This window comes from Chondromyces apiculatus DSM 436, from assembly GCF_000601485.1.
GTDB classification, from domain to species: Bacteria; Myxococcota_A; Polyangia; order Polyangiales; family Polyangiaceae; genus Chondromyces; species Chondromyces apiculatus.
Window position 1 is genome coordinate 1 of record NZ_ASRX01000066.1, and the last position, 20,003, is coordinate 20,003.

Genomic DNA, 20,003 nt, shown 5'->3' on the forward strand with positions numbered 1-20,003 from the left:
GTGGGGATTGGCGGGGGAGGGCGGGAGGTGCGTGGGGGTGGGAAGGCGGAGGAAGGGGGCGAGAGAGGGGAGGGTGGGGGCGGTGGGCGACTGTCCGAGTGTGTGCGGCGGCTTGACCTGAGTCTGCAAACCGCTGCCCTGAGTCTGCAGACCGTTGCCCTGAGTCTGCAAACCGCTGCCCTGACGGAACCAGCCCACGAGACGGGAGGCTGTGGAGGGATTGCAGGCGGTGCGCCCAGGTGGAGGTCTCGTTCCCTTCTTGCACCCGAGGGGCAAAAGTCATCAGGCGCACCAGCGCATACTCCCCTCACGAGCTTCCGGAGCGTCCAGCATCACGGACGCTTCCCCTCCCCTCTGCCTCACTCCTCTGTGTCGAACCAGACTCCCCCTCCTCCCCGCGCACACCCTTCCCCCCTTGCGCGCACCGCCTCCCAGCGCGAAAACGGCTGCCCCGAGCAGGAAGACGAAACTCCCGACCACGTCGCCCGAACTCCCGACCACGTCAGTCCCAGCTCCCGACCACGTCGCCCGAACTCCCGACCACGTCGCCCAAACTCCCGACCACGTCGCCCAAACTCCCGCCCTCACAGCGCCTTCCTCCACCATGACGGACGGTTCTCACGAACCCGCGCCACCCTCACCCACATCAGCCCCAGCGAAGACGAGAGACACGCCGGAGGAGCAACCCGCATGCCCACACACCCGACCCCCGGCCCCCGAGGTCCTCCGCACATGCTGCCCCTTCGGACGTGCTGCCGATCGCCTCTGGAACGGGCACGCCCCCAACCACAGACCTCAGGAGCTACCGACCGGGTGTGCCCGCCTGGCCTGCTACCCCTGCTACCCCCGCGTAGCCATCGCGCGAGATCTCCCCTATCCCCGTCCCACCAGTGCCAGGCCCTCCGACCGAGCCCGCCGCCCCCCGCATCTCCGGCGGTGCATGCCCCACCGGCATCAACGCTCCCGGCATTGTTCGTGCTCCCTGGGGTACCTGGACTGCCAGGTCCCCCGCTCGAACAGTTGCCCTGCCCCCCGTTGCCACCCACCGACTCCACCCCATCGCCGCAGATGTTCACCACTTCGTTGCCGCCAGGCACCGTGTCCGCTGAACAGGCCTCACCTCCCGACGAACCGTTCGCACCCGCTTGCGCTGCGGCTCCGTGCGGACTTCCCTGCGCCCCCGCCTTCCCCTCTCCCGCTTCCAGTGTCGACCGGCGGATCTCCACCGTCACCCCGTCCACCACCGCAGCAATCGACGACCCGCCGTCCACTTCCGCTGCTGCTGCGCGCGCATACAAGTCTTCCAGCCGGCTCGTCCCGCTTCCCCCGTACACCTTCAGCGGGATCGCCTCGGCCTCGGCGGTCAGCTCCGTCTTCCGGCTCGCGCCCACGTACCGTCAGCCGTTCGCGCAATCGAGACCGCCGTGGATGCGGATGCCGCCGCTCAGCTCCACCTTCTCGGTGAACACCTCTGCGCACGCATAGATCCGTTGCGCCTCCGCATCCTGCAGCTTCGCAACCGCCTGCGCGAAGCTCTGAAACGGCGCCGCCTTCGTCCCATCTCCACCCGGCGCCGCGCTTGCGCTCACGAAGATCCCGCAGCCGCCACGCACCAGGCTCGGGTCTGCGACCGGGTCACCAGGGCACGCACCAGGCTCGTCCTCACCTGCGCCGCCAGTGCCACCACCACCACCCTGCCCCACAGTGAAGTCGTCGAGCCCAGCGAGGATGCTGCATGCCCCGGAAGTACCGATCAGCCCTGGTATCAGCAGCAAGGCACCCAGGCGTGTTGGAGACAGGAGTAGGGACAAGTTCCCGGAGGCATCGAGAGCACGTCTTGTGATGCGCATTGGAGTCGCTCCGCCTTCACCCGGTCAGCCCGAGCTTGCTGGCTCCATCGCATGATGGTGATGGAGCCAGCGCGAAGGGATATCAGTGCGCGTCGGTGAACGGCTGGGGAGGGAGAGCGACGGGGGCGGAGGGAAGACAGATCAGCCGCTACAGGCGGCGTTCGCTGCCAGGTCCCAGCAGTTGGCAGCAGCGCCGCTGGCGCCCTGACCACCACCCTCTGCGGTGTTGTTGGTACCGCCCAGACCGCCAGTGCCGGCGTTGGTCGGCTCGATGGTGAAGCTGCCGCCCACAGGCGCGCTGCCTCCCTGCAGGGCGATGCCCAGAGAATGTCCTCCCTGACCACCGCCGCCGGGCCCTCCAGCACCACCGGGCCCACCATCACCCCCGAGACAACCTGGTTTGGCATTTCCAGTGCCGGCCCCCCGGGCCCCACCCAGGCCACCAGCGCCGCCGTCTTGCCCATCGCCGCCGTCGCCGCCGTTCCCTGCGCGTGCGGCCACGAGCACCACATCCGTCAGTGTCACGGTCGCATCCAGCACCACCAGCGCGATGCTCGAGCCGCCTGCCTGACCCCCGGCTCCCCCTGCGCCGCCGCACCCGCCAGTGCCTCCAGCACCACCCGTGGCGCCCACGCGGGTCGCTGCCGTCCCGTTGCAGGTGATGTTCTGCGCACCTCGCGCGCCGCCACCACCACCCCCGCCTTGGCCCCGCCTTCCGGCCACCCCAGGGCTACCTGCAGCCCCCTGATAGCCCGCCACCGACACCAGACCTGCCCCCTGCGCACCTCCACCAGACGTGCCGACGCCCCCTTCACTCCCCGGGTTACCGGCAGTGCACGCCGGCGAACCGCTCATCACCTCACCCACACCTGCCTCACCGCCATCTTCACCGGCTGACGGTGCAGGCATCCCCGCGGTGCCATCGCCCGCTGCCTGCGGCACACCCCCGAGGAGGACACCGCCGTCTCCACCGTCACCACCGACGGTCGTCTCCCCTCCGCTGCATGTCTTGGTCTTGCCCGCAGGTCCCGGGTTATCCGCTGCGCTCATGCAGACACCCAGGCCAGGCTCCCCTCCATCCCCGTCCAGGCCAGGGTCACTGGGCAATGAGGACCCCGCCTCGCCATCCTTGGCATCCTGCGCCGTCAGGTCCCCTGCGCTCAGTTCCAGCGACCCTCCGCGCACCACCACCGCAATCGACGACCCTCCCGCAGCCACCGCGCTCGCCGCCGTCACGTTCAGGTTCCGCAGCACGTTGCTGCCGCCATCCAGGGTCAGTGCCACCTGGTCCGCGGCACCGTTCAGCGTCGCACGCTGGCTGTCATCCCACCGCCAGGCTCCCGTGGCGCCGCAATCCGTGAACCCCCCGAAGATCTCCACCCCGCGGTCGAACGTCACCGCCGCCGTCTCGGCGTAGCTCTCCGCGCACGCATAGATCCGGGGCACGTTGCTCGCCGTCGCTGCCACCGCCACGGCCTCTCCAAAGCTCTGCAGCGGCCTCGCCTTCGTCCCGTCCCCACCCGGCGCCGCGCTTGCGCTCACGAAGATCCCGCAGCCGTCGCGCACCAGGCTCGGGTCCGCCACCGGATCACCAGGGCATGCAGGCGGCTCGGCCCCACCTGCGCCGCCAGTGCCACCACCGCCGGTCCCCTGGTCATCCTCGCTGAAGTCGAGCGGCCAGCACCCCATCACCTGAGCACCGGCTGCCACCATCAGGAACGCGACCGTCCGGTTTGCCCAACGTGTGCGACGCATCATCGAATCCTCCACAGAGAACCAAGACAAGACACTGAACCGCGTACCATCCCGTGCACCCTAGAAGCTGCCACCGAGCATGAGCCCACCGCCCTGCCCCGTCACTATCGGTGTCGCACGCAGACCCCGGACTGGCGGCTTTGAAGCAGTCGGGGTGGGTTCACTCGCCGCGATCAGCCAGTAGGCGGTGGTTCCGGCAAGGGCCAGCCCACCGCCCACGAAGCTCCAGAAGGACACGTTCCCGAGGGTCGTCTGGCTGTCCCGCAGATCCGCTCGATCCGGCGAGCCCATGGGTGCGGCCTCCGCATCGCTGCCCTTCCCGCTCGACAGGATGGCAAACACGATCCCCGACACCAGCCCCGCCCCGGCCACGGCCCCGCCGGCGATCAGGATCTCCTTCTTCGGCCCTGACTCCAGCGTCACGGCGACCTTCTGCGTGGAGCCCTTGGCCACCAGGATCGACTTTGTCGCCGTCAGGGCACCGCGGCGCACCTCGATCAGCTTCTCGCCGGGGGAGACGAACATCTCCTCGGGCAGCGGGGACTCGCCGACGCGCTTGCCGTCGATGCGGACCTCGGCGCCGTTGAGGTTCACCACGATCTGCAAGGTGCCGATCTGCTGGCGCGCCTCGGTCAGGCGGTCCTGCAGGAACTTGCGCTTGGCGGCGCCGCCTCCGAGAGGGAAGGTCTTCAGGGCGTAGGTCAGGTGCTCGGCAGCATCGCGGTGCTGGCCGATGAGCACCTCGGTGTTGCCCAGGTTGCCGGCGACGTCGAAGCTCTGGGACAGGTCCCACGCGGCCTGGTACTTGGCCTCGGCGTCGGCGTACTTCCCCTGGTCGTACATCGCGTTGCCCTCGGCATAGAGCTTCTCGGCGCGGGCGTTCACGTCGCCAGAGGCAGGCTCGTCGTCCTCAGGCGCTCCGGGGGCGGCAGCGGCGGCAGCGGCGGCAGCGGCGGCAGCACCGGCAGCACCGGCAGCACCGGCAGCGCCTGGCGTCGCGGCGGCGGCACCGGCGGTTCCAGCGGCACCGGCGGCTCCGGCGGCTCCGGGCGCTGCAGGGGTGCCGGCCTGGGCGCCCGCGGGGGCCGGGGCTGCTGCGGCTGGAGGCGGGGCTGCACCTCCACCAGCTTGCATGGTGTTCGCGGCCGCATCACGAGGCGCGGCAGCGGCGGTGAACAGCGCAAGGCCCAGGAAGAGCAAGGATCGGGGTCGCATCGCGGACTCGCAGGGTAGTGGCGAACGTCAGAAGGGTCGAGGCGGAGCTGTGGTGGAAGGCGGGGGCGTAGGCGTGGGTGGCGGGGGCGGCGCTGGATCCTTGGCCGTGGGGGTCGATGGAGGCTTCGGCGTGGTCGTCGGGGGACGCGAGGTCACCGGGGGGCGCGCGGCGGTCGCGGTGGGCACCTCGGGGGCGATCGCGGTGGGCGGCGCAGGCGTCGATGCAGGGGGCGGCGACGGAGGGGTTGGAGGGGGCGGCGCGGAGCCTGCCGTGTCCTCTGGAGGGGTCGCGGGCTGCTGGGCGCTGGGCACGGGCTCGGCGGAGGCGACCGCTGTGGAGGGGGTCGGTGCTGGTTCGAGACCCGCCTGACTCGGGATGGGGAGCGTCGGGATCGAGGGCGGGGTCTGGTTCGGGGGCACCTGGATGGGCGGGCTGGTTCCCTGGCCTGCGGTGGGATCGGGCCACGCGACGAGGAACCACACGCCCACGGCGGCGGCGGCGGCGACGAGCAATCCCACGAAGACGCCGGTCCAGGGGCGCTGCGGATCGCTCTTCGCCGGCATGGGGAGCGCCGTGCTGGAGCCGGTCTTGGAGAGGAGCTGCGCGGACGGGAGTGCTTCGCGATCCACCGCGGACATGCCGCCCTTGGCCCACGGGCTCCCGCCGGGAGCGGTCTTGGAGGACGCGGGCTTCGCGCTCTGCTGGGGTGTGGCGGGTGCAGCAGGCGTGGCCGGGGAGGCTTGCGCGGCGCGGGCCTGGACGGAGGCGGGCTGGGCTCCGGTCTTCAAGGTCTGGACGGCGACGTCGGAGATCGGGCCGTTCACGGCCTGCGCGGCGCCGGGGAGCATCTCGGGGCCGATGGCGCTCGGCAGCTTCCGGATGGTGGGCTGGTTGCGCGAGTTGTCGGCGGGCCTGAGCACCGACGGGGCGACCAGGATCTTCTGCTGCTGGTTCGGATCGGCAGGGCCCTTGGTCGGCGGCAAGGTGACCGGCGGCACGTAGATGTGCTTCTCGCTCGGGCCCGCCTCGCGGTCTTCTTTCTTCTTCCGCTTGTTGGTGGGCAGCGGACCTGTCCACTCCACGAGCGAACCGTCGTCGGGAGGCGGGGCGATCCGCCCCAGATCTCCCGACGAGGACGCGCTGGCCCCCCCGCGACCCATCGGTGGATCGTCGGGCAAGCTATCCAGCTCGTCTTTTTTCGTCGTCATGCCTGCTCCCTGTGCGTCGCGCCGCTGCTGCTGGGCTTCGCCCACGCCGGAACCCTGCAGGTCACCCGGCTGCCCGAAGGATAGCCCACCTTGTCAGCGTGCTCAGGCTTTTGACAAATCGTGCCTCCCCGACCAGCCATGCGCTTCATGGTACCTTGGATGCAGCCCGGGGCGTAGCCCCGCTTGTCCGTCCCGCTTCATGGTGGATGGAACGCTCACCCGCAAGTGCCTCGCGTCCTTGGATCACCGAGCCTGCGGCCCTGCGCGCGGAGGCCCTGCACGCAGAGGTCCTGCGCGCGGAGGCCCTGCACGCGGAGGTCCTGCGCGCGAAGGCCCTGCACGCGGAGGTCCTGCGCGCGAAGGCCCTGCACGCGGAGGTCCTGCACGCGGAGGTCCTGCAGGTGCGCCTGTCGAGAGCTGCACCTTCAGCCCAGGCCCAGCACGACGACCCCGAAGCCCAGCAGCGCTGCGACGACCAGGAGCAACCCCAGAAGCACGGCGCGCGGTGGTGCTGCCGGCACGAGGGCGACCGATGCTGCCGACACGAGGGCGACCGATGCTGCCGGCGCGGGGGCGACCGATGCTGCTCCGGGGAGCTCGGTTTCGTGTGCGCTCGCGGTGACGCCAGGGGCGACAACCTCCCGCGCTGGCCTACCCGGCCAGACATCCGCCGGCACCTGGTGTGGATCGAGCGGCTCCGTCACCACCCAGCGCCTCATGGGCACGGCTGCAGAGGGTCCTCCGTGTGTCACCTGCTCCTCTTGCCCTTGCGCATGCCTCCCTTGCGCTTCCGTCAGCCACGCGGCCACGCGCGCGAGCTCCGCGGCGAAGGCTGCAGCGCCAGGGAACCTTCGCTCGGGGTCCTTTTCGAGCGCCCGCAGGATGATGCGGTCCAGCGCTGGAGGGATCTCCGGGGCGAAGCGCGAGGGCGGCGTCGGCTCCTCGGTCAGGTGCGCCCGCAGGATGTCGTCCAGCCGCTGCGCGGGCGCGAACGGGCCGCGCCCGGTCACCAGCGTGTAGAGCACCAGTCCTGCGGCGTACACGTCGGTGCGGCCATCCACCGCGCGGCCCTTCACCTGCTCCGGGGCGGCGTACCGTGGGGAGCCCACCAGCACGCCCTGCGCGGTCCGGAGGGCGCCGTGCGCGGGCCACATCGCGGGGCTCAGCTTCACCGCGCCGAAGTCCAGCACCTTCACGCGGCGCACCCCCGACGGGTCCGGCGCGCACACGAACAGGTTGTCCGGCTTCACGTCACGGTGCACCACCCCCGCCCCGTGCGCCGCGGCGAGCCCCGCCAGCGCTTGCTCCAGGTAGCCGATGGCCTCGAGCACGGGGAGCTTTCCGCGCGCCTCGATCTCTTCGCGCAGGGTGCGGCCCATGAGGCGCTCCATGACCACGTAGCTCCTCCCCTCCACGGTCTGCCCGAGGTCCCGCACCTCGACCAGGTTGGGGTGCGACAGGCGCGCCAGCACCTGGGCTTCGATGCGCAGGCGCTCCACGGCGCGCGGCTCCCGGCACAGGTCCGGGTGGAGCACCTTGAGCACCACCGACTTGGCGAGGGCCCGGTGCTCGGCCTCGTAGACGTCGCCCGCGCCGCCGCGTCCGATGTGTCGCCGCACGCGGTACGGCGTTCCGCAGAGTAACGTGTCGCCGACCCTGCCCTGCTCCATGTCGTTCACCTGAGGACCTCGCTCCATTGCGGTTCGGTGCAATGACAGGGGGGCATCATGCGCATGGTTGCGCAGCAGGTCCCAAATTTAGAGGTGCAGCACGGAGCCCGAGATCCGTGCAGGGATCGGCTCCACACGCATTACGGAGACGACGCCCCGATTCTCGGGCGAGGTCACCCGCCGTGCGATTCACGGCCCTCGCTCCGGCGTCGTTCAGGCGACGTTCAGGCGTCGTTCAGGCGTTGCTGCCCGCGGGTGCAGCGCCATCCGGGGCGGCGCCGCCGTTCGGGGGCTCCCCCGAGGGCTCCTCCTGTGGCTCCGAGATGCCGGGCGCCGTGGGTGCCACCGCTGCCGCTGCGGCCTGGGCTGCCGCTGCGGCCTGAGCGGCGATGGCTGCTGCCATGGCCTCGTCGTCTGCGCGCAGAAGCTCCTCGGTCTGCGCGTGCGCCGCCGCCTCGGCCATGAGCAGGCGCGCGCTCTTCGCCCGCGCACCCGCGAGCAGCGCCAGCCCCAGGGCCGACCACCCGACCATGGCCGCGGCGCCCGCGATGAGGATGCTCTCGCCGTTGCCGTCCTCGATCTTGGACATCATCAGGAACACGTAGAAGGGGGAGGGCGCGGCGATCGCGAGCGCGTTCTCGAAGCCCCCGCGGACCTCGGCGAAGATGCCCGCGATGGCCGCGATGGCCCAGGGGCCCGCCGCGATGCCGCAGAGGATAGAGAGCAAGAGGACCCGGGTCACCGTCACCGACGAGGAGCGGGCACGGAGGAAGGCCCCGAGCCCCACGACGAACGTGAAGAACGTGATGGCGTAGCCGGCGAAGCACACCACCTCGGTCATGCGCATGTCGGCGCGGGAGATGACGGGGTCGTCGAGCAGCACCAGGCCCGCCAGGGTGAGCACCACGAGCGAGGCGACGCCCAGCGCGAGCACGAGGAGGCTGGAGCGGACCACGCCGGGGCCGAGGAACCGCCGCACGGGACCGAGCTTGTTCCGCTCCCAGACCGCGAGCACCCGCCGCGAGGGGCCGAGGGGGTCACCCGCGAAGAGAAACACCGCGAAGATCAGGAAGTTGAACACCATGCTCATCGAGAACACGTGCACGCCCATGCGGTCGTAGGCGTCGACCGAGAGCCCCGGCACCGCCGCCGCCGCGGTCAGGATCGGCAGCGCCGCGATGAACCAGCGCTTCATGCCCGACGAGCGGTCGTCGCTCGCGTCGCTGAGGTTGGCGATGGTCACCTCGTAGAGGAACCAGATCGGGAGCCCCAGGGTGATGATGGGCAGCACGACCAGGAAGACCACGTACTGGAGCCCGAACGGGGCGCGCTCGTACGCGGAAGGCAGCCAGATCGGGGCCCCCTGGACCACGTCGGGCCAGGCCTCGTGCGCCGCGACCGAGAGCGCGAAGCCGCCCAGGGAGAAGGCCGTGGTGCTGAAGAAGAAGGCGAGCAGCAGGGTGAGGAGGATGGCCGCGCGCAGGCTGTTCATCTTCGAGCTGATGGAGAGCCCAAAGGCCACGCTGAGGAGCGCGAGGAGGAGGAGGAACCCGAAGGCGACGATGACCTCCAGCGCGGTGACGCCGCCGAACAGGAATGGCAGGGCGCCGACGGGCGCCAGCATCACCACGTACATGCCGATCGAGGTGAACGCGGCCAGGAACTTCCCGCGCGCGATGTCGCCGGGCGGGATGCCGGTGAGGAGCACGGCCTCCCAGGTCCTCCCCTCGCGCTCGGAGGCCACGCTGTTCGCGGCGACCGCCGGGCCCACGAAGGTGACCACGAAGTAGGCCAGGGAGAAGAACACCTGGAACAGCACCACCCCCGTCTTCGCGGGGGACGCCTCGATGGACGCGATGCCCCCGATGGAGGCGATGAGCAGCGTCATCACCACGGTGATGACCGTCATGAACAGCGGGGTCCGGGTCAGGCGCGCCGACTGCTTCAGCTCGCGGATCCAGATCGGGTTGGGCTCGTTCCGGAGCCGCATGATCCGGAACCTCGCCCGGTCCACCAGCCGCTGCGACGCCGGTCCGCTCGCCGCCTGCGTTCCCGTCTGCGCGCTCACTGCACCTCTCCCCGCGTGACTTCCAGGAAGATCCGTTCGAGTTCGTTCCGCTCGGGTTCGACGCCGATGACGCCGATGTTGTTGCGCACCAGGTGCTGCACGATCTCCGCGATCTTCACGTCGCCCCCTTCGCAGCTCACGTGCACCACGCCGGCGATCACCTCGACCTCCAGGATGCCCGGCCCACCGCGCACGAGGTACGCGGCGCCGATCGGATCTCCGAGCACCCGGACCTTCACCTTGCGCCGCATGACGGGCACCGGCGCCGGGGCCATCGGCCCCATGGGATACGCATACCCGGGCCCGTATCCTGGGCCGTACCCTGGGCCGTAGCCTGGCCCAGACGGACCGTATCCCGGCGGGGCGTGGCCTTGCGGCCCGGGAGGCCGCTGCGGTCCCGGGTGGCCGTGAGGGCCGGCGTGGCCGTGAGGGCCGGCGTGGCCGTGAGGCCCCTGAGAGGCGTGACCCACGGCCTGCGCAGCGCGCACGGCCTCCAGGCGCGCCGCGATCTCGCCGATGGGGCCCGCCACGACCAGGCGACCCTTCTCCAGGATCCCGATCGAGGTGCACACGTCGCTCAGCTCCGTGAGGATGTGCGACGAGAGGAAGATCGTCTTGCCGAGGCTGCGCAGCTCCAGCAAAAGATCGCGGATCTCGATGCGCGCGCGGGGATCCAGGTCGCTCGCCGGCTCGTCGAGGATCAGCACCTTCGGGTCGTGCAAGAGAATGCGGCCGAGCTGCAGCCGCTGCTTCATGCCCTTCGACATGGTGGCGACGATGCGGTCCTGGATCCTGCCGAGGTCCGTCAGCTCGAGGACCGCCTCCACCACGTCTGCCGAGGGGACGCGGAAGGCATCCGCGAAGAACTCCAGGTACTCGCGGACGGTGATCCGCTCGTACACGCCCGCGTGATCGGGCATGTACCCGATGATGCGGCGCACGGCGTGGGGATCGAGGGTCACGTCGATCCCGTCGACCTCGACCTTGCCGGCCATCGGTTCGAGCAAGGTCGACATCACCCGGATGGTGGTCGTCTTGCCGGCGCCGTTCGGGCCGATGAAGCCGAAGATCTCCCCCTCGCCCACGTCGAAGCTGACGTCCTTGAGGACGTCGAACACCCCGAACCGGTGCCACAGGTGGCGCACCCGGATCGCCGCGCGGCGCGCGGGTGCCGGTGCGGGCGCCGCGCTCGTGCCCCCCTCGATCACGTGGCCCATTGCCTCGCTCACGGCCGACCTCCCCAGCCCACGATCCGCACGAGCAGCCGGTCACTCTCCAGCCGCAAGCCGGTGTCGCTCCGCCGCCCCTCGCCCCCATCGAGCTGCGCGATCAGGGTGGGCACCCCGTCGGGGAACCAGTCCGCCGCGTGCGAGGCGGCGGTGCCCATCGCCTGCCAGGCGTCGGAGAGGCCGGGCGCGACCGGTCCGATGAGCTTGCCGAGGTCCGGCGCTTCGAGGTTGTGGACGCTGAGGCTCCCCACCGTGCGCCCCCTCGTCACCGCGGCGAGCCAGGTCTGCCCGTCCAGGAACGTGCTCAGGTCCCTGCCGGCGGTCGACGCCACCCGGTCTCCATCGGCGATGCGCTCGAAGAGGAACGCCTTCCCCCCAGGCAGCACCAGCACCGCGGCCCGCAGCGTGCGACCGCTCCGGTTCACCACCGTCGCCCCGCCCGAGGGCGTGGGCACCACCGAGATCCCCTCGCCGAGCGAGGCGAACCCGTCCTCGCGGATCACCACGGTCTGCCAGGGCAGCGCCGCCACGTTGACCAGCCGCGCGCCGTCCCGGTCCACCACCAGCTTGTCGCGCTGCTTGGACAGCTCCGCGGCCACGGCCGTGCTCACCACGCTGCTCGCGTCCGTGGTGCGCACCGTCATGCCCTCGCTCTGGGAGGCGAAGAACCCGCGGTAGCGGCGCGCCGCGCCCTGGGTCATCCCGGCGCCCGCCTCGACCAGGGTCAGGTGCCGCGCGCGCCCGTCGAGCCCCCGCGCTGCGATGCCGATGCCCACGATGGTCCCGAAGGCCGCCGCCGCATACAGGGGCAGGTGCCACAGCGCCCGCAGCGGTTTGTGCTTCTGCCTCGCCAGCGTGAAGTTCACCGGCCCTGCCAGCACCGCGTAGATGCAGAGGATGAGCGTCGACAGGAGCACCGACCAGCGCGTGCTCTCGTTCGGGTCCAGCTCGCGGCGGATCTTGTTCACGTCCGAGCGCGCGGGCTCGGAGCCGGGCTTGAACACCACCGTCGAGCGCCGGTCGTAAGCGCGCCGGGCGAGGTCCACGAGGCGCACGTGCACCCACGGGTCGTCGAGCGCGGGCCCGCTGCTCGGATCGAAGGCGAGCAGGTGCACCTCCCCGAGGCCGTACGTCGCAGCGTTGCCGTAAGGCGAGGGCCGCAGGTTGCCGCCCGCCCACCCGCGCAGCTCCACGCCCACCTCGTCCTTCGGGTGCGGCGCGAACGTGAGCGCGCGCCCTCCCATGCCGCTCGCCGAGGGCGTCGGCGAGATCGCCTGCTTGAGCTCCGGCGACTTCGTCGTGCCCGTGACCTCACCGCCCACGAGCGACACGAGCGTCTGGCTCCGGAGGTCCTCGGGCCGCGCCACGATGAGCGCCACCGTCCCCCCGCCCAGCACGAAGCCCGCCAGCGCATCCAGCTCGGCGCCGTGGAGCCTGGACAGGGTGTCCGTGCGCATCAGGACGGCGTCCGCCGAGGCATACAGCGCGGGCCTGTCGGGGAGCAGGGGGTCGCCGGTCGCCGGATCCACGTTCGCCTGGCTCACCATCAGGCTCGTGGAGGACGACGGCCCCCTCGTGCCGGAGGTCGGGTCGAGGAACAGCGGCGCCACGGGCATCTCGTGGATGGCCGCGCGTAGCCGCGAGGCAGGCACCACGTCGAGCAGCACCACCGACGGCGTGCCGTTCGAGTTGAACGACTGCGAGCGCACCTCCCCGAGCCGCTCGTCCATCACCCGGACGTCGAAGGACCCGTACGACGGCACCCGCACCGGCACCCGCACGTGCACCGTGGCGGAGGGACCGACCGTGTACGGCGCCGAGGCCTGGAAGACCTCGTCGCTCGTGTACTGGTGGCCCGTGACCTCCACCTCGCCCCGCGCCGGCTGCGCGCCGTTGTTCTGGACGCGGACCACGATCTGGTTCCACCCCCAGGGGATGGAGGACCCCGCGCTGATGGCCGCCGAGGCCTCGGCGACCACGCTCCCCGCACCCGGAGGCGGCGCGGTCGTCACCTGCGCCGCAGCCTCCGCCGCCCCCACCACGAGCCCCGTGCCCGCCGCAAGCGCCACGAGCGCCGCGAGCGCCGCGTGCCTCACGGAGCGCGCCATCCCCCCGAGAGGCCGCGCCGACTGCCCTTTCCTCATCGCTTGATCGCCTCGGTCACGGGCGCAGGCCGGGTCGGCACGGCCTCGATCACCGCGGCGATCACCTGATCGGTGGAGATCCCGTCGGCCTCGCCCTCGAACGACCGGATGAGGCGGTGCCGCAGCACCGGGCCCGCGACCCGCTGCACGTCGGCGAACGCCACGTGCGCCCGCCCCTCCAGCAGGGCCACCGCCTTCGCCGCGAGCACCAGCGACTGCGCCCCGCGCACCCCCGCTCCGTACCGCAGGGCGCGCCGCGTCATGTCCGGCGCACCCGCCGCTTGCGGATCGGTCGCGCGCACCAGCCGCGACGCGTACCGCATCACCGGCTCGGCGATCGCCACGTCCCGGCAGAGCGCGCGGAGGTCGAGGATCTCCTCGCGCGAGAGCACCCGCGACGGCGACGGCCGCTCCCGGCCCGTGGTGCGCGCCAGGATCTCGGTCATCTCGTCCTCCGTCGGGCTCGGTACCAGCACCTTGAGCAGGAACCTGTCGAGCTGCGCCTCGGGCAGCGGGTAGGTCCCCTCCATCTCGATGGGGTTCTCCGTGGCCAGCACGAAGAACGGCTGCTCCATCGCGTGGCGCACCCCGGCGATGGTGCAGGCGTGCTCCTGCATCGCCTCGAGGAGGGCGCTCTGCGTCTTCGGCGTGGCGCGGTTGATCTCGTCCGCGAGGATGACCTGCCCGAAGATCGGCCCCTTGTGCAGCGAGAACTGGCGCGACCCGTCGGCGGAGGTGACGAGGATGTTGGTCCCCGTCACGTCGCTCGGCATCAGGTCCGGGGTGAACTGGATGCGCGAGAACCTGAGGTCCAGGCACGAGGCGATGGTCCGGACGAGGAGCGTCTTGCCGAGCCCGGGCGCGCCTTCGAGGAGCACGTGACCGCCGGCGAGGATGCCCCACAGCGTCTGCTCCACAATGTCGCCCTGCCCGACGATCACCTCGGCGATCGCGTCCTTGAGCCGACGGCTCGCCGTCTGTGCGATCGCGAGCCGTGATTCGAGATCCACACCCGATGCTGTGGCCATACGGTGCGCAGGACGATAGCCGGGCGCAAGGCGGGCGTCGACCCGGCCGCTCTCGCGAACGCCAGCGGGCTTCCAGGCCAGAGACTAGAAGCCCCCCTGGAGGGTCAATCCCGCGACCCCGGGGCTCCACACGGGCGTGGCAGACACCCCGGTGAGCACATCCCGGGCTCCGGAGGAGGCTTGCCCGTCCGCGCGGGGCGCTGGCCGGCTGGGGGCAGACATCAAGGTGGGCTGGTCGAAGAAGAACAGGAGCGCGCCCATCCCACCGAGCGCCGCCGCCGCGCCGAGCGTCGTCAGCGCGCCGGCGCGCAGGTTGTTCCTGTCCTGCCTCAGCGACTCGTAGTAATCGCGCTCGTACGGCAGGAGGAACGTCTCCGTGCGCTTCCTCTCGAGCTTCTCCGCCTCGTCCTGCGCATCGGCCGCGCCGAGCGCGAGGATCAACCCCAGCCCCGCGCTGGCCACGCCGGAGCCGATCAGCACGTACGAGAGCACCCTCTGCTTCGTCGTCTCGAGCGACGCCACGAGTTGCTTCTTCTCCCCTCGGACGAGGTCGATTTCCCGCCCGAAGGGCTTGTAACCGTTGCGCGTCACCATGATGAACCGCGAGCCGGCAGCCACCTCCAGCGGCTTGCCGAGGGGCATCTCGCCAGCGGGCCGACCATCGATGGTGATCTGCGAGCCCGATCTGGCGACGACATCCAGCACCGCCGGTTTCTCCCGCAGGGGGATGTCGAGCGCCACGATCCCCCCCGTCACCGCGACCACCTCGCGCTCTTCGGGGAAGTAGCCCTTCGCAGTGATGCGCAGCGTGTGCTTGCCGGGCTTCACCTCCGCCATCAGCGGCATCTCGGAGGCCTCGCCCTTGTCCACCTGGATGCGCGCCTCCTTCACCGACGACGACACCATGAGCCTCGTCTGGGTCGTCACTTCCTCGGACACCGGAGCCGCTGTCTCTGGCTGCGCCATCAGCTTCTCCAGGGTCGGCTCCAGCTCCTCCAGGGCCGCCACTGCGTCGGCCCTGCGCCCTCCTTGCGGCACGGCCGCGAGGTACTGGCGGTAGTACGCCACTGCGTCCCGCAGATCCTGCGGCTTGCGCTGCATGACGAACTGCTTCCGGTAGGCCTGCGCGATGGAGAAGATCAGGCCCGCCTTGGCCTCGATCTTGTACGCCTGCTGGAAGGCCTGGATGGCATAGGTGTACTTGCCCGCGGCGTAGGCCTGCTGCCCGGCGTTGAAGTAGACCCAGGCCGGATCGGACGCGTTCTTGGCCTGCGCCTGCGCCTGCGCCTGCGCCTGCGCCTGCGCCTGCGCCTGCGCGTCGTGGGTGAAGAGGGCGGCGCCCAGAAGCAGGCACACGGCCATCAGGCGATGCTGCGACCTCACTGGACGCCCCCCGCCTGGCGCGCCTGCATCACGAACACGCCGTCCTTCCTGCCGAAGACGAGGTCGTCAAGGCCGTCGCTGTTCACGTCCATGGCGAGGAGGGTGGCGTCGAGCGGAGCGTCAACAATCAGCGCGAACGACTCTCCGCTCGGCTGGGGCCGCGTCATCCGCGCCGCCGGGTCCACGTCGAAGACGCGCAGCCCCTGCGACGTCATCATCACCAGCTCCGGCTCGGGATCCATGTCGAGGTTGATGAACTGGAAATCCCGGACCTCCACGCCTTCATCATCGGAGGTAGGCGCCGACTCGCGTCCGAGGAACACGGCTGGCGTCACGCTCATCGACTCCGAGGGCTCCGCGCTCAGGTCACTGCCCCAGAACACGGCCACGCCATGCGCCGTGAGGAGCGCCACGTCCTGCTGCCCATCACCGTCGACATCCACGATCTGCTCCCGATTGCCGAGCGCGTCATCGACCCTGGCGAGGCCGAGCGACGCCTCCCCGCCCGTGCTCCCCGGCAGGATCACTTCCTGCCATGCGGGTGTCGCAAGCCCCTCGCCCATCTGCACCACAGCCAGCCGGTACGTCCCCTTGCTGCCGTGGAAGATCACCACCTTGTCAGGCCCCACGGCACCAGTCTGGGGAGTCGCGCGCAACACCGCGAGCGCCAGGCCATCGTCACCGGAGCCCACGGCGTCGGGGAGCGCTGCCACGATCGCTGGCTCGAAGCTCTCCAGGGTGCTGCCGCGGATCGCCCAGAGCGCGAGGTCCAGCTTCGGGTTGCTGGGCGGACCGCCAGGAGTGTCGAAGGAGGCCGTCCCGAGCACCACCATGTCAGCGGGAAGCTCGGCGTCGACGCTCGCGCCTGCGATGCGCAGCGGCAGGCTCAGGCTCTCGAGAGTGTCGCCCTGGAAGAGAAGCAACGGGGACCGCAGATGGCGGCTCGGGTCACCTGGAACGGCCGAGAGCACCGGTTTGCCGCCTGAATCGAAGACGATGTTGATGTCATCGATGCCGTCGGGGTTGAGCGTGCGCCCCACCGCGATGTGCTGGATGGATCCCAGCCCCCCGACGGTCACCGGCGCTTCCGGCCCCCCCGCGACGCGACCGAACAGCACGGAGATCTGCTCCCCGCCCGCGTCGGACGCTCCCTCGGACACCGCAGGCTCCGCGGCGTGCCACACGATGAGATCGTCGATGACGTCCCCGTCCACGTCTCCGACGAAGACCCGCTGCACTGCCGACGGGATGGGGAACGTGAAGTCGTTCGTCTGGCCCCCGCCAGCGCCGATGGAGACCTGCACGCTCGACCCCTCGTCATCGGCCGACACCAGGGCCACGTCCGGATACACATCGAGGTTGAAGCGACCGGCGACGGCTTGCTTCCAGAGCCGCGAGAAGGAGCAGACGCTGCGCTCCTTGACGGCGCCATCCCAGGTGAGCACGCCGAAAGCATCGACGAAATCGGCGCGGCCATCGTCGTCCACGTCGACGACCCCGAGCAACGGCCCGACGATGCGTTCGCTGTCCGTGATGCCCACGCACCCCCTGTCGTCCTCACCGTTGACGATCACGACCTCGAACCACGCCGTCATCGTGAAGTCGCCCGACGCATTGCTGTCGTAGACCGTGTAACGCCGCTCTTCCGACGTGGCTCCTTGCGACCCAGCGATCAGCTCCAGCTCACCATCCGCGTCGACGTCCGCCAGGAACACCCCGCCCCAGACCACGTGCCCCTGCGGCAACGGGATGTCCTCTGGGAGTACGGTCCCCGAGTTCCAGTCTCCCAAGGCGTTGCACGGCGCGTAGAGCCGCACGTCGTCCCGTCCCTCGAACGCCATGACGATGTGTTCGCAGGGGTCGCCTGGGCGAACTCTCCCGGACGCCACGGGCTCCACGAGGTTGCCGAACTGAGCACCGTCCATTTCGAGCAGCTTGATCTCGTCCGAAGAGCCAAATCTCCTCGCCACCAGCTTGGTGTGCAGGGTGCCGTTGGACGACTCGGTCCGGGCGATCGCCAGGATCTCGTCACCCACGTTCGTCGACACCGCGTCGACCGCCATGACCTGCTGGATGCTCAGCTCCGTGCCGGGCTGCACCTTCACGGGCAAGGGAAAATTCTCGAAGAGCGTGGAGCCCAGCGTACGGTCTGTCTCGCCCTTCAACACCCCGAGCCCCACGCCCAGGTGGAGGATGAGATCCGTGCCCCCGGATCCCGTGAGGTCCGACAGGGCGGGCAAGAGGGGGGACGTCGAGACCTCGACCGTCGACAGGTACTGGCCCTCGGAGCCCAGGTAATGCACCGCCACCGAGGCTTCTCCGACGGAGACGATGTCCTCTGCGCCGTCGTTGTCCATGTCGGCGGCGAGCAGCCGCAAAGCAGCGCCGGACGCGATCCTCTGGGACGTCATGAACTGACCGCTCGGCGCCCGGCACACCTGGACTTCGAGATCGCAGGAGTACCCGGGAGGACAACTTCCCTCTTTGCACTCGTAACGACAGGCGTCCGGGCCGCCCTCGTGGCACGCGAACCCGGTACCGTCTTCGCCATCGCAGGCCTCGTCCGGGTCGAGCACCCTGTTGCCGCAAACCCCGGGCTCCACCTCCTCCAGCTCCGCGCAGGAGGCTCCGAGCAGACCCAATCCTACGAGCAGCGCCGCGATACAGAACCTTCGCATGCCAGGCCTCGGCGAGGCCGCCACGGACCGGGCGATGCCTCGAAGCAGTCGTCGTTCAGCCGTCGCTCAGTCGTCGAAAGAAAGGTCCTGGTGCACCGTGGTCCTCGCCGGCTTCACCACGGGCACGGTGTCCCTGACGAGCTTCACGTCCAGCGTCGCATCCGCGCGGGGCGTCAGCTTCTGGGTGCTGCTCTTGTAGCCCTTCGCCGAGAAGGTCAGCTCGACCTCCTTGTCACCGCGCGGCAGCCGCAGCGGCCCGGAGGTCGTGCCGATCCGCTTGCCGCCGAGGAACGTTTCCACCTCGGTCGGCGTGCCCTGGATGACGATCACCACCTCCGCGGGAGCCGTCGCGGAAGCCATGCCCGCCCCGACGGCCGCAGCGGCCGCGGTGGTCGCGGCAGGCGCAGGGTCGAGGACCGGGGCCGAGGGCGTCGTCGGCCCGAGCGAGGCCTCGGCGGCGTGCGGGCCTGACCCTGGGCGGGTGCCGAGGCCGAAGAACACGGCGCACAGGACGCCCACGAGGAGCGACACCACGGCCACCACGGGGATGAGGCGCGACCGCGAGGTGACCGGAGTCCGCACCGACTCCTCCATGTCCATCTCTCCGGCGACCAGCGTCTTCGAGGCGACCTCGGGGAGGTTCGCGGCGGACGGCAGCGCGGGTGCAACCAGCGTCTCCATGGCCGCCAGGTCGGCGTGGGCCCCGGGCGTGGTCGCGGGCGCGCCGTTCCGGCTGCTCACGGGCCGCACCTCGTCGGAGCGCAGCGCGACGGGCGGGATGCTGTAGCCCGCCGCCTGCGCCGCTGCGATGAGCGCGTCGACCCCGGCGCCCACCGACTGCGGACGCGACGCCGGCTCCTTCGCCAGCATCTGCTGCAGGGGGCGGTCGAGGGCGGTGCCCAGCTCGGGGCACAGGCTCGACAGCGGCGGTGGCGGCGCGTTCACCTGCTTGACCAGGAGCTCCATCACGTCGTCGCCCTCGAAGGGCATGTGGCCGCTCAAGAGCTCGCAGGCCATCACCCCGAGCGAGTACACGTCCGTGCGGTGGTCCACGCCCCGCCCGCGACACTGCTCGGGCGACATGTAGAACGGCGACCCCATGATCACGCCCGAGCGGGTCTTCTGCGGGGTGCCCGTGTCGCCGAGCAGCTTGGCGATGCCGAAGTCGAGCAGCTTCGTCGAGACCATCCCGTCGTCGTCGAACACCACGAAGACGTTCTCGGGCTTGAGGTCCCGGTGGGCGATGCCAGCCCCGTGGGCTGCGTCGAGGGCGCGCGCGATCTGCTTGAGGATGGGCAGCGCCTCCTCGGGAGGGAGGCGGCCGCGCTTGCGCAGGTACGCATCCAGGGAGATGCCGTCGAGCAGCTCCATGATGTAGTACTGCCGCCCGTCCTCGATCCGGCCGAACGAGAAGATGTCGATGATCCCCTTGTGACGGATCTGGTTCACCGCCCTGGCCTCGGCGACGAAGCGCGAGACCATCCGCGGGTTGACCGAGCACTCCGGGCTCAGGACCTTGATCGCTGCGGCCTTGCCGATGAGGGGGTGGATCGCCCGGTAGACGACGCCGAACCCTCCCTCGCCGAGCTTGCCCTCGATGCAGTACTCGCCGACCACATGGCCCGGGAGCAGCTCGTTCCCAGGCCCCCCGGACGCATCCTCGCCCCCCACGGCCGTCTCCTCTGAGGGAGGAGTGATCGCGGCCTGGGGGTGCTGCACGGGACGGCTGTCGGGCATCGCCATGTCGAGGCTCGGAGGCAGTCTACACCCCTCT

General features: G+C 70.6%; 12 protein-coding genes. All 12 read right to left on the reverse strand.

Annotated elements, in window-relative coordinates:
* Positions 1–1,397: 1,397 nt before the first annotated feature.
* The gene (locus CAP_RS51245; RefSeq protein ID WP_156041349.1) at positions 1,398–1,775 is read right to left on the reverse strand and encodes a hypothetical protein; all 378 of its coding nucleotides are present in this window, start codon (positions 1,773–1,775) and stop codon (positions 1,398–1,400) included.
* Between the two features lie 216 nt (positions 1,776–1,991).
* Positions 1,992–3,605, reverse strand: a complete 1,614-nt coding sequence (locus tag CAP_RS51250; RefSeq protein ID WP_044248137.1) for a hypothetical protein — start codon at positions 3,603–3,605, stop codon at positions 1,992–1,994.
* A 60-nt stretch (positions 3,606–3,665) separates the two neighbouring features.
* Positions 3,666–4,820, reverse strand: a complete 1,155-nt coding sequence (locus tag CAP_RS32735; protein WP_231511820.1) for a PEGA domain-containing protein — start codon at positions 4,818–4,820, stop codon at positions 3,666–3,668.
* Between the two features lie 27 nt (positions 4,821–4,847).
* Positions 4,848–6,029, reverse strand: a complete 1,182-nt coding sequence (locus CAP_RS32745) for a hypothetical protein (protein WP_156041350.1) — start codon at positions 6,027–6,029, stop codon at positions 4,848–4,850.
* Positions 6,030–6,454: 425 nt separating this feature from the next.
* Complete coding sequence (locus tag CAP_RS32750; RefSeq protein ID WP_044248141.1) at positions 6,455–7,699, reverse strand: serine/threonine-protein kinase; 1,245 nt, start codon at positions 7,697–7,699, stop codon at positions 6,455–6,457.
* 235 nt (positions 7,700–7,934) lie between these two features.
* Complete coding sequence (locus tag CAP_RS32755; RefSeq protein WP_063748788.1) at positions 7,935–9,767, reverse strand: ABC transporter permease; 1,833 nt, start codon at positions 9,765–9,767, stop codon at positions 7,935–7,937.
* On the reverse strand, positions 9,764–10,996 hold the full coding sequence (locus tag CAP_RS46040) for an ABC transporter ATP-binding protein (RefSeq protein WP_231511821.1): 1,233 nt from the start codon (positions 10,994–10,996) through the stop codon (positions 9,764–9,766). Before CAP_RS46040 ends, CAP_RS32755 begins: the two co-directional genes overlap by 4 nt.
* Entirely contained in the window at positions 10,993–13,140 is a 2,148-nt protein-coding gene (locus CAP_RS32765) for a hypothetical protein (RefSeq protein ID WP_044248077.1), read from the reverse strand. The genes CAP_RS46040 and CAP_RS32765 overlap by 4 nt, the downstream gene beginning before the upstream one ends.
* Complete coding sequence (locus CAP_RS32770; RefSeq protein ID WP_044248078.1) at positions 13,137–14,168, reverse strand: AAA family ATPase; 1,032 nt, start codon at positions 14,166–14,168, stop codon at positions 13,137–13,139. Before CAP_RS32770 ends, CAP_RS32765 begins: the two co-directional genes overlap by 4 nt.
* Before the next feature lie 84 nt (positions 14,169–14,252).
* Positions 14,253–15,530: a PEGA domain-containing protein gene (locus CAP_RS32775; protein ID WP_044248080.1), complete on the reverse strand. Its 1,278-nt coding sequence runs from the start codon at positions 15,528–15,530 to the stop codon at positions 14,253–14,255.
* Positions 15,531–15,547: 17 nt separating this feature from the next.
* Positions 15,548–18,229: a hypothetical protein gene (locus tag CAP_RS32780; protein WP_156041352.1), complete on the reverse strand. Its 2,682-nt coding sequence runs from the start codon at positions 18,227–18,229 to the stop codon at positions 15,548–15,550.
* A gap of 66 nt (positions 18,230–18,295) precedes the next feature.
* Complete coding sequence (locus CAP_RS46045) at positions 18,296–19,972, reverse strand: serine/threonine-protein kinase (protein ID WP_052376448.1); 1,677 nt, start codon at positions 19,970–19,972, stop codon at positions 18,296–18,298.
* Positions 19,973–20,003 lie beyond the last annotated feature (31 nt).

Excerpts from the sequence above, each read along its gene's own strand:
- CAP_RS51250 (WP_044248137.1), bottom strand. The coding sequence starts at position 3,605 with ATGCGTCGCACACGTTGGGCAAACCGGACGGTCGCGTTCCTGATGGTG.
- CAP_RS32735 (WP_231511820.1), bottom strand. The coding sequence starts at position 4,820 with ATGCGACCCCGATCCTTGCTCTTCCTGGGCCTTGCGCTGTTCACCGCC.
- CAP_RS32745 (WP_156041350.1), bottom strand. The coding sequence starts at position 6,029 with ATGACGACGAAAAAAGACGAGCTGGATAGCTTGCCCGACGATCCACCG.
- CAP_RS32750 (WP_044248141.1), bottom strand. The coding sequence starts at position 7,699 with ATGGAGCAGGGCAGGGTCGGCGACACGTTACTCTGCGGAACGCCGTAC.
- CAP_RS32765 (WP_044248077.1), bottom strand. The coding sequence starts at position 13,140 with ATGAGGAAAGGGCAGTCGGCGCGGCCTCTCGGGGGGATGGCGCGCTCC.
- CAP_RS32770 (WP_044248078.1), bottom strand. The coding sequence starts at position 14,168 with ATGGCCACAGCATCGGGTGTGGATCTCGAATCACGGCTCGCGATCGCA.
- CAP_RS32775 (WP_044248080.1), bottom strand. The coding sequence starts at position 15,530 with ATGGCCGTGTGCCTGCTTCTGGGCGCCGCCCTCTTCACCCACGACGCG.
- CAP_RS32780 (WP_156041352.1), bottom strand. The coding sequence starts at position 18,229 with ATGCGAAGGTTCTGTATCGCGGCGCTGCTCGTAGGATTGGGTCTGCTC.
- CAP_RS46045 (WP_052376448.1), bottom strand. The coding sequence starts at position 19,972 with ATGGCGATGCCCGACAGCCGTCCCGTGCAGCACCCCCAGGCCGCGATC.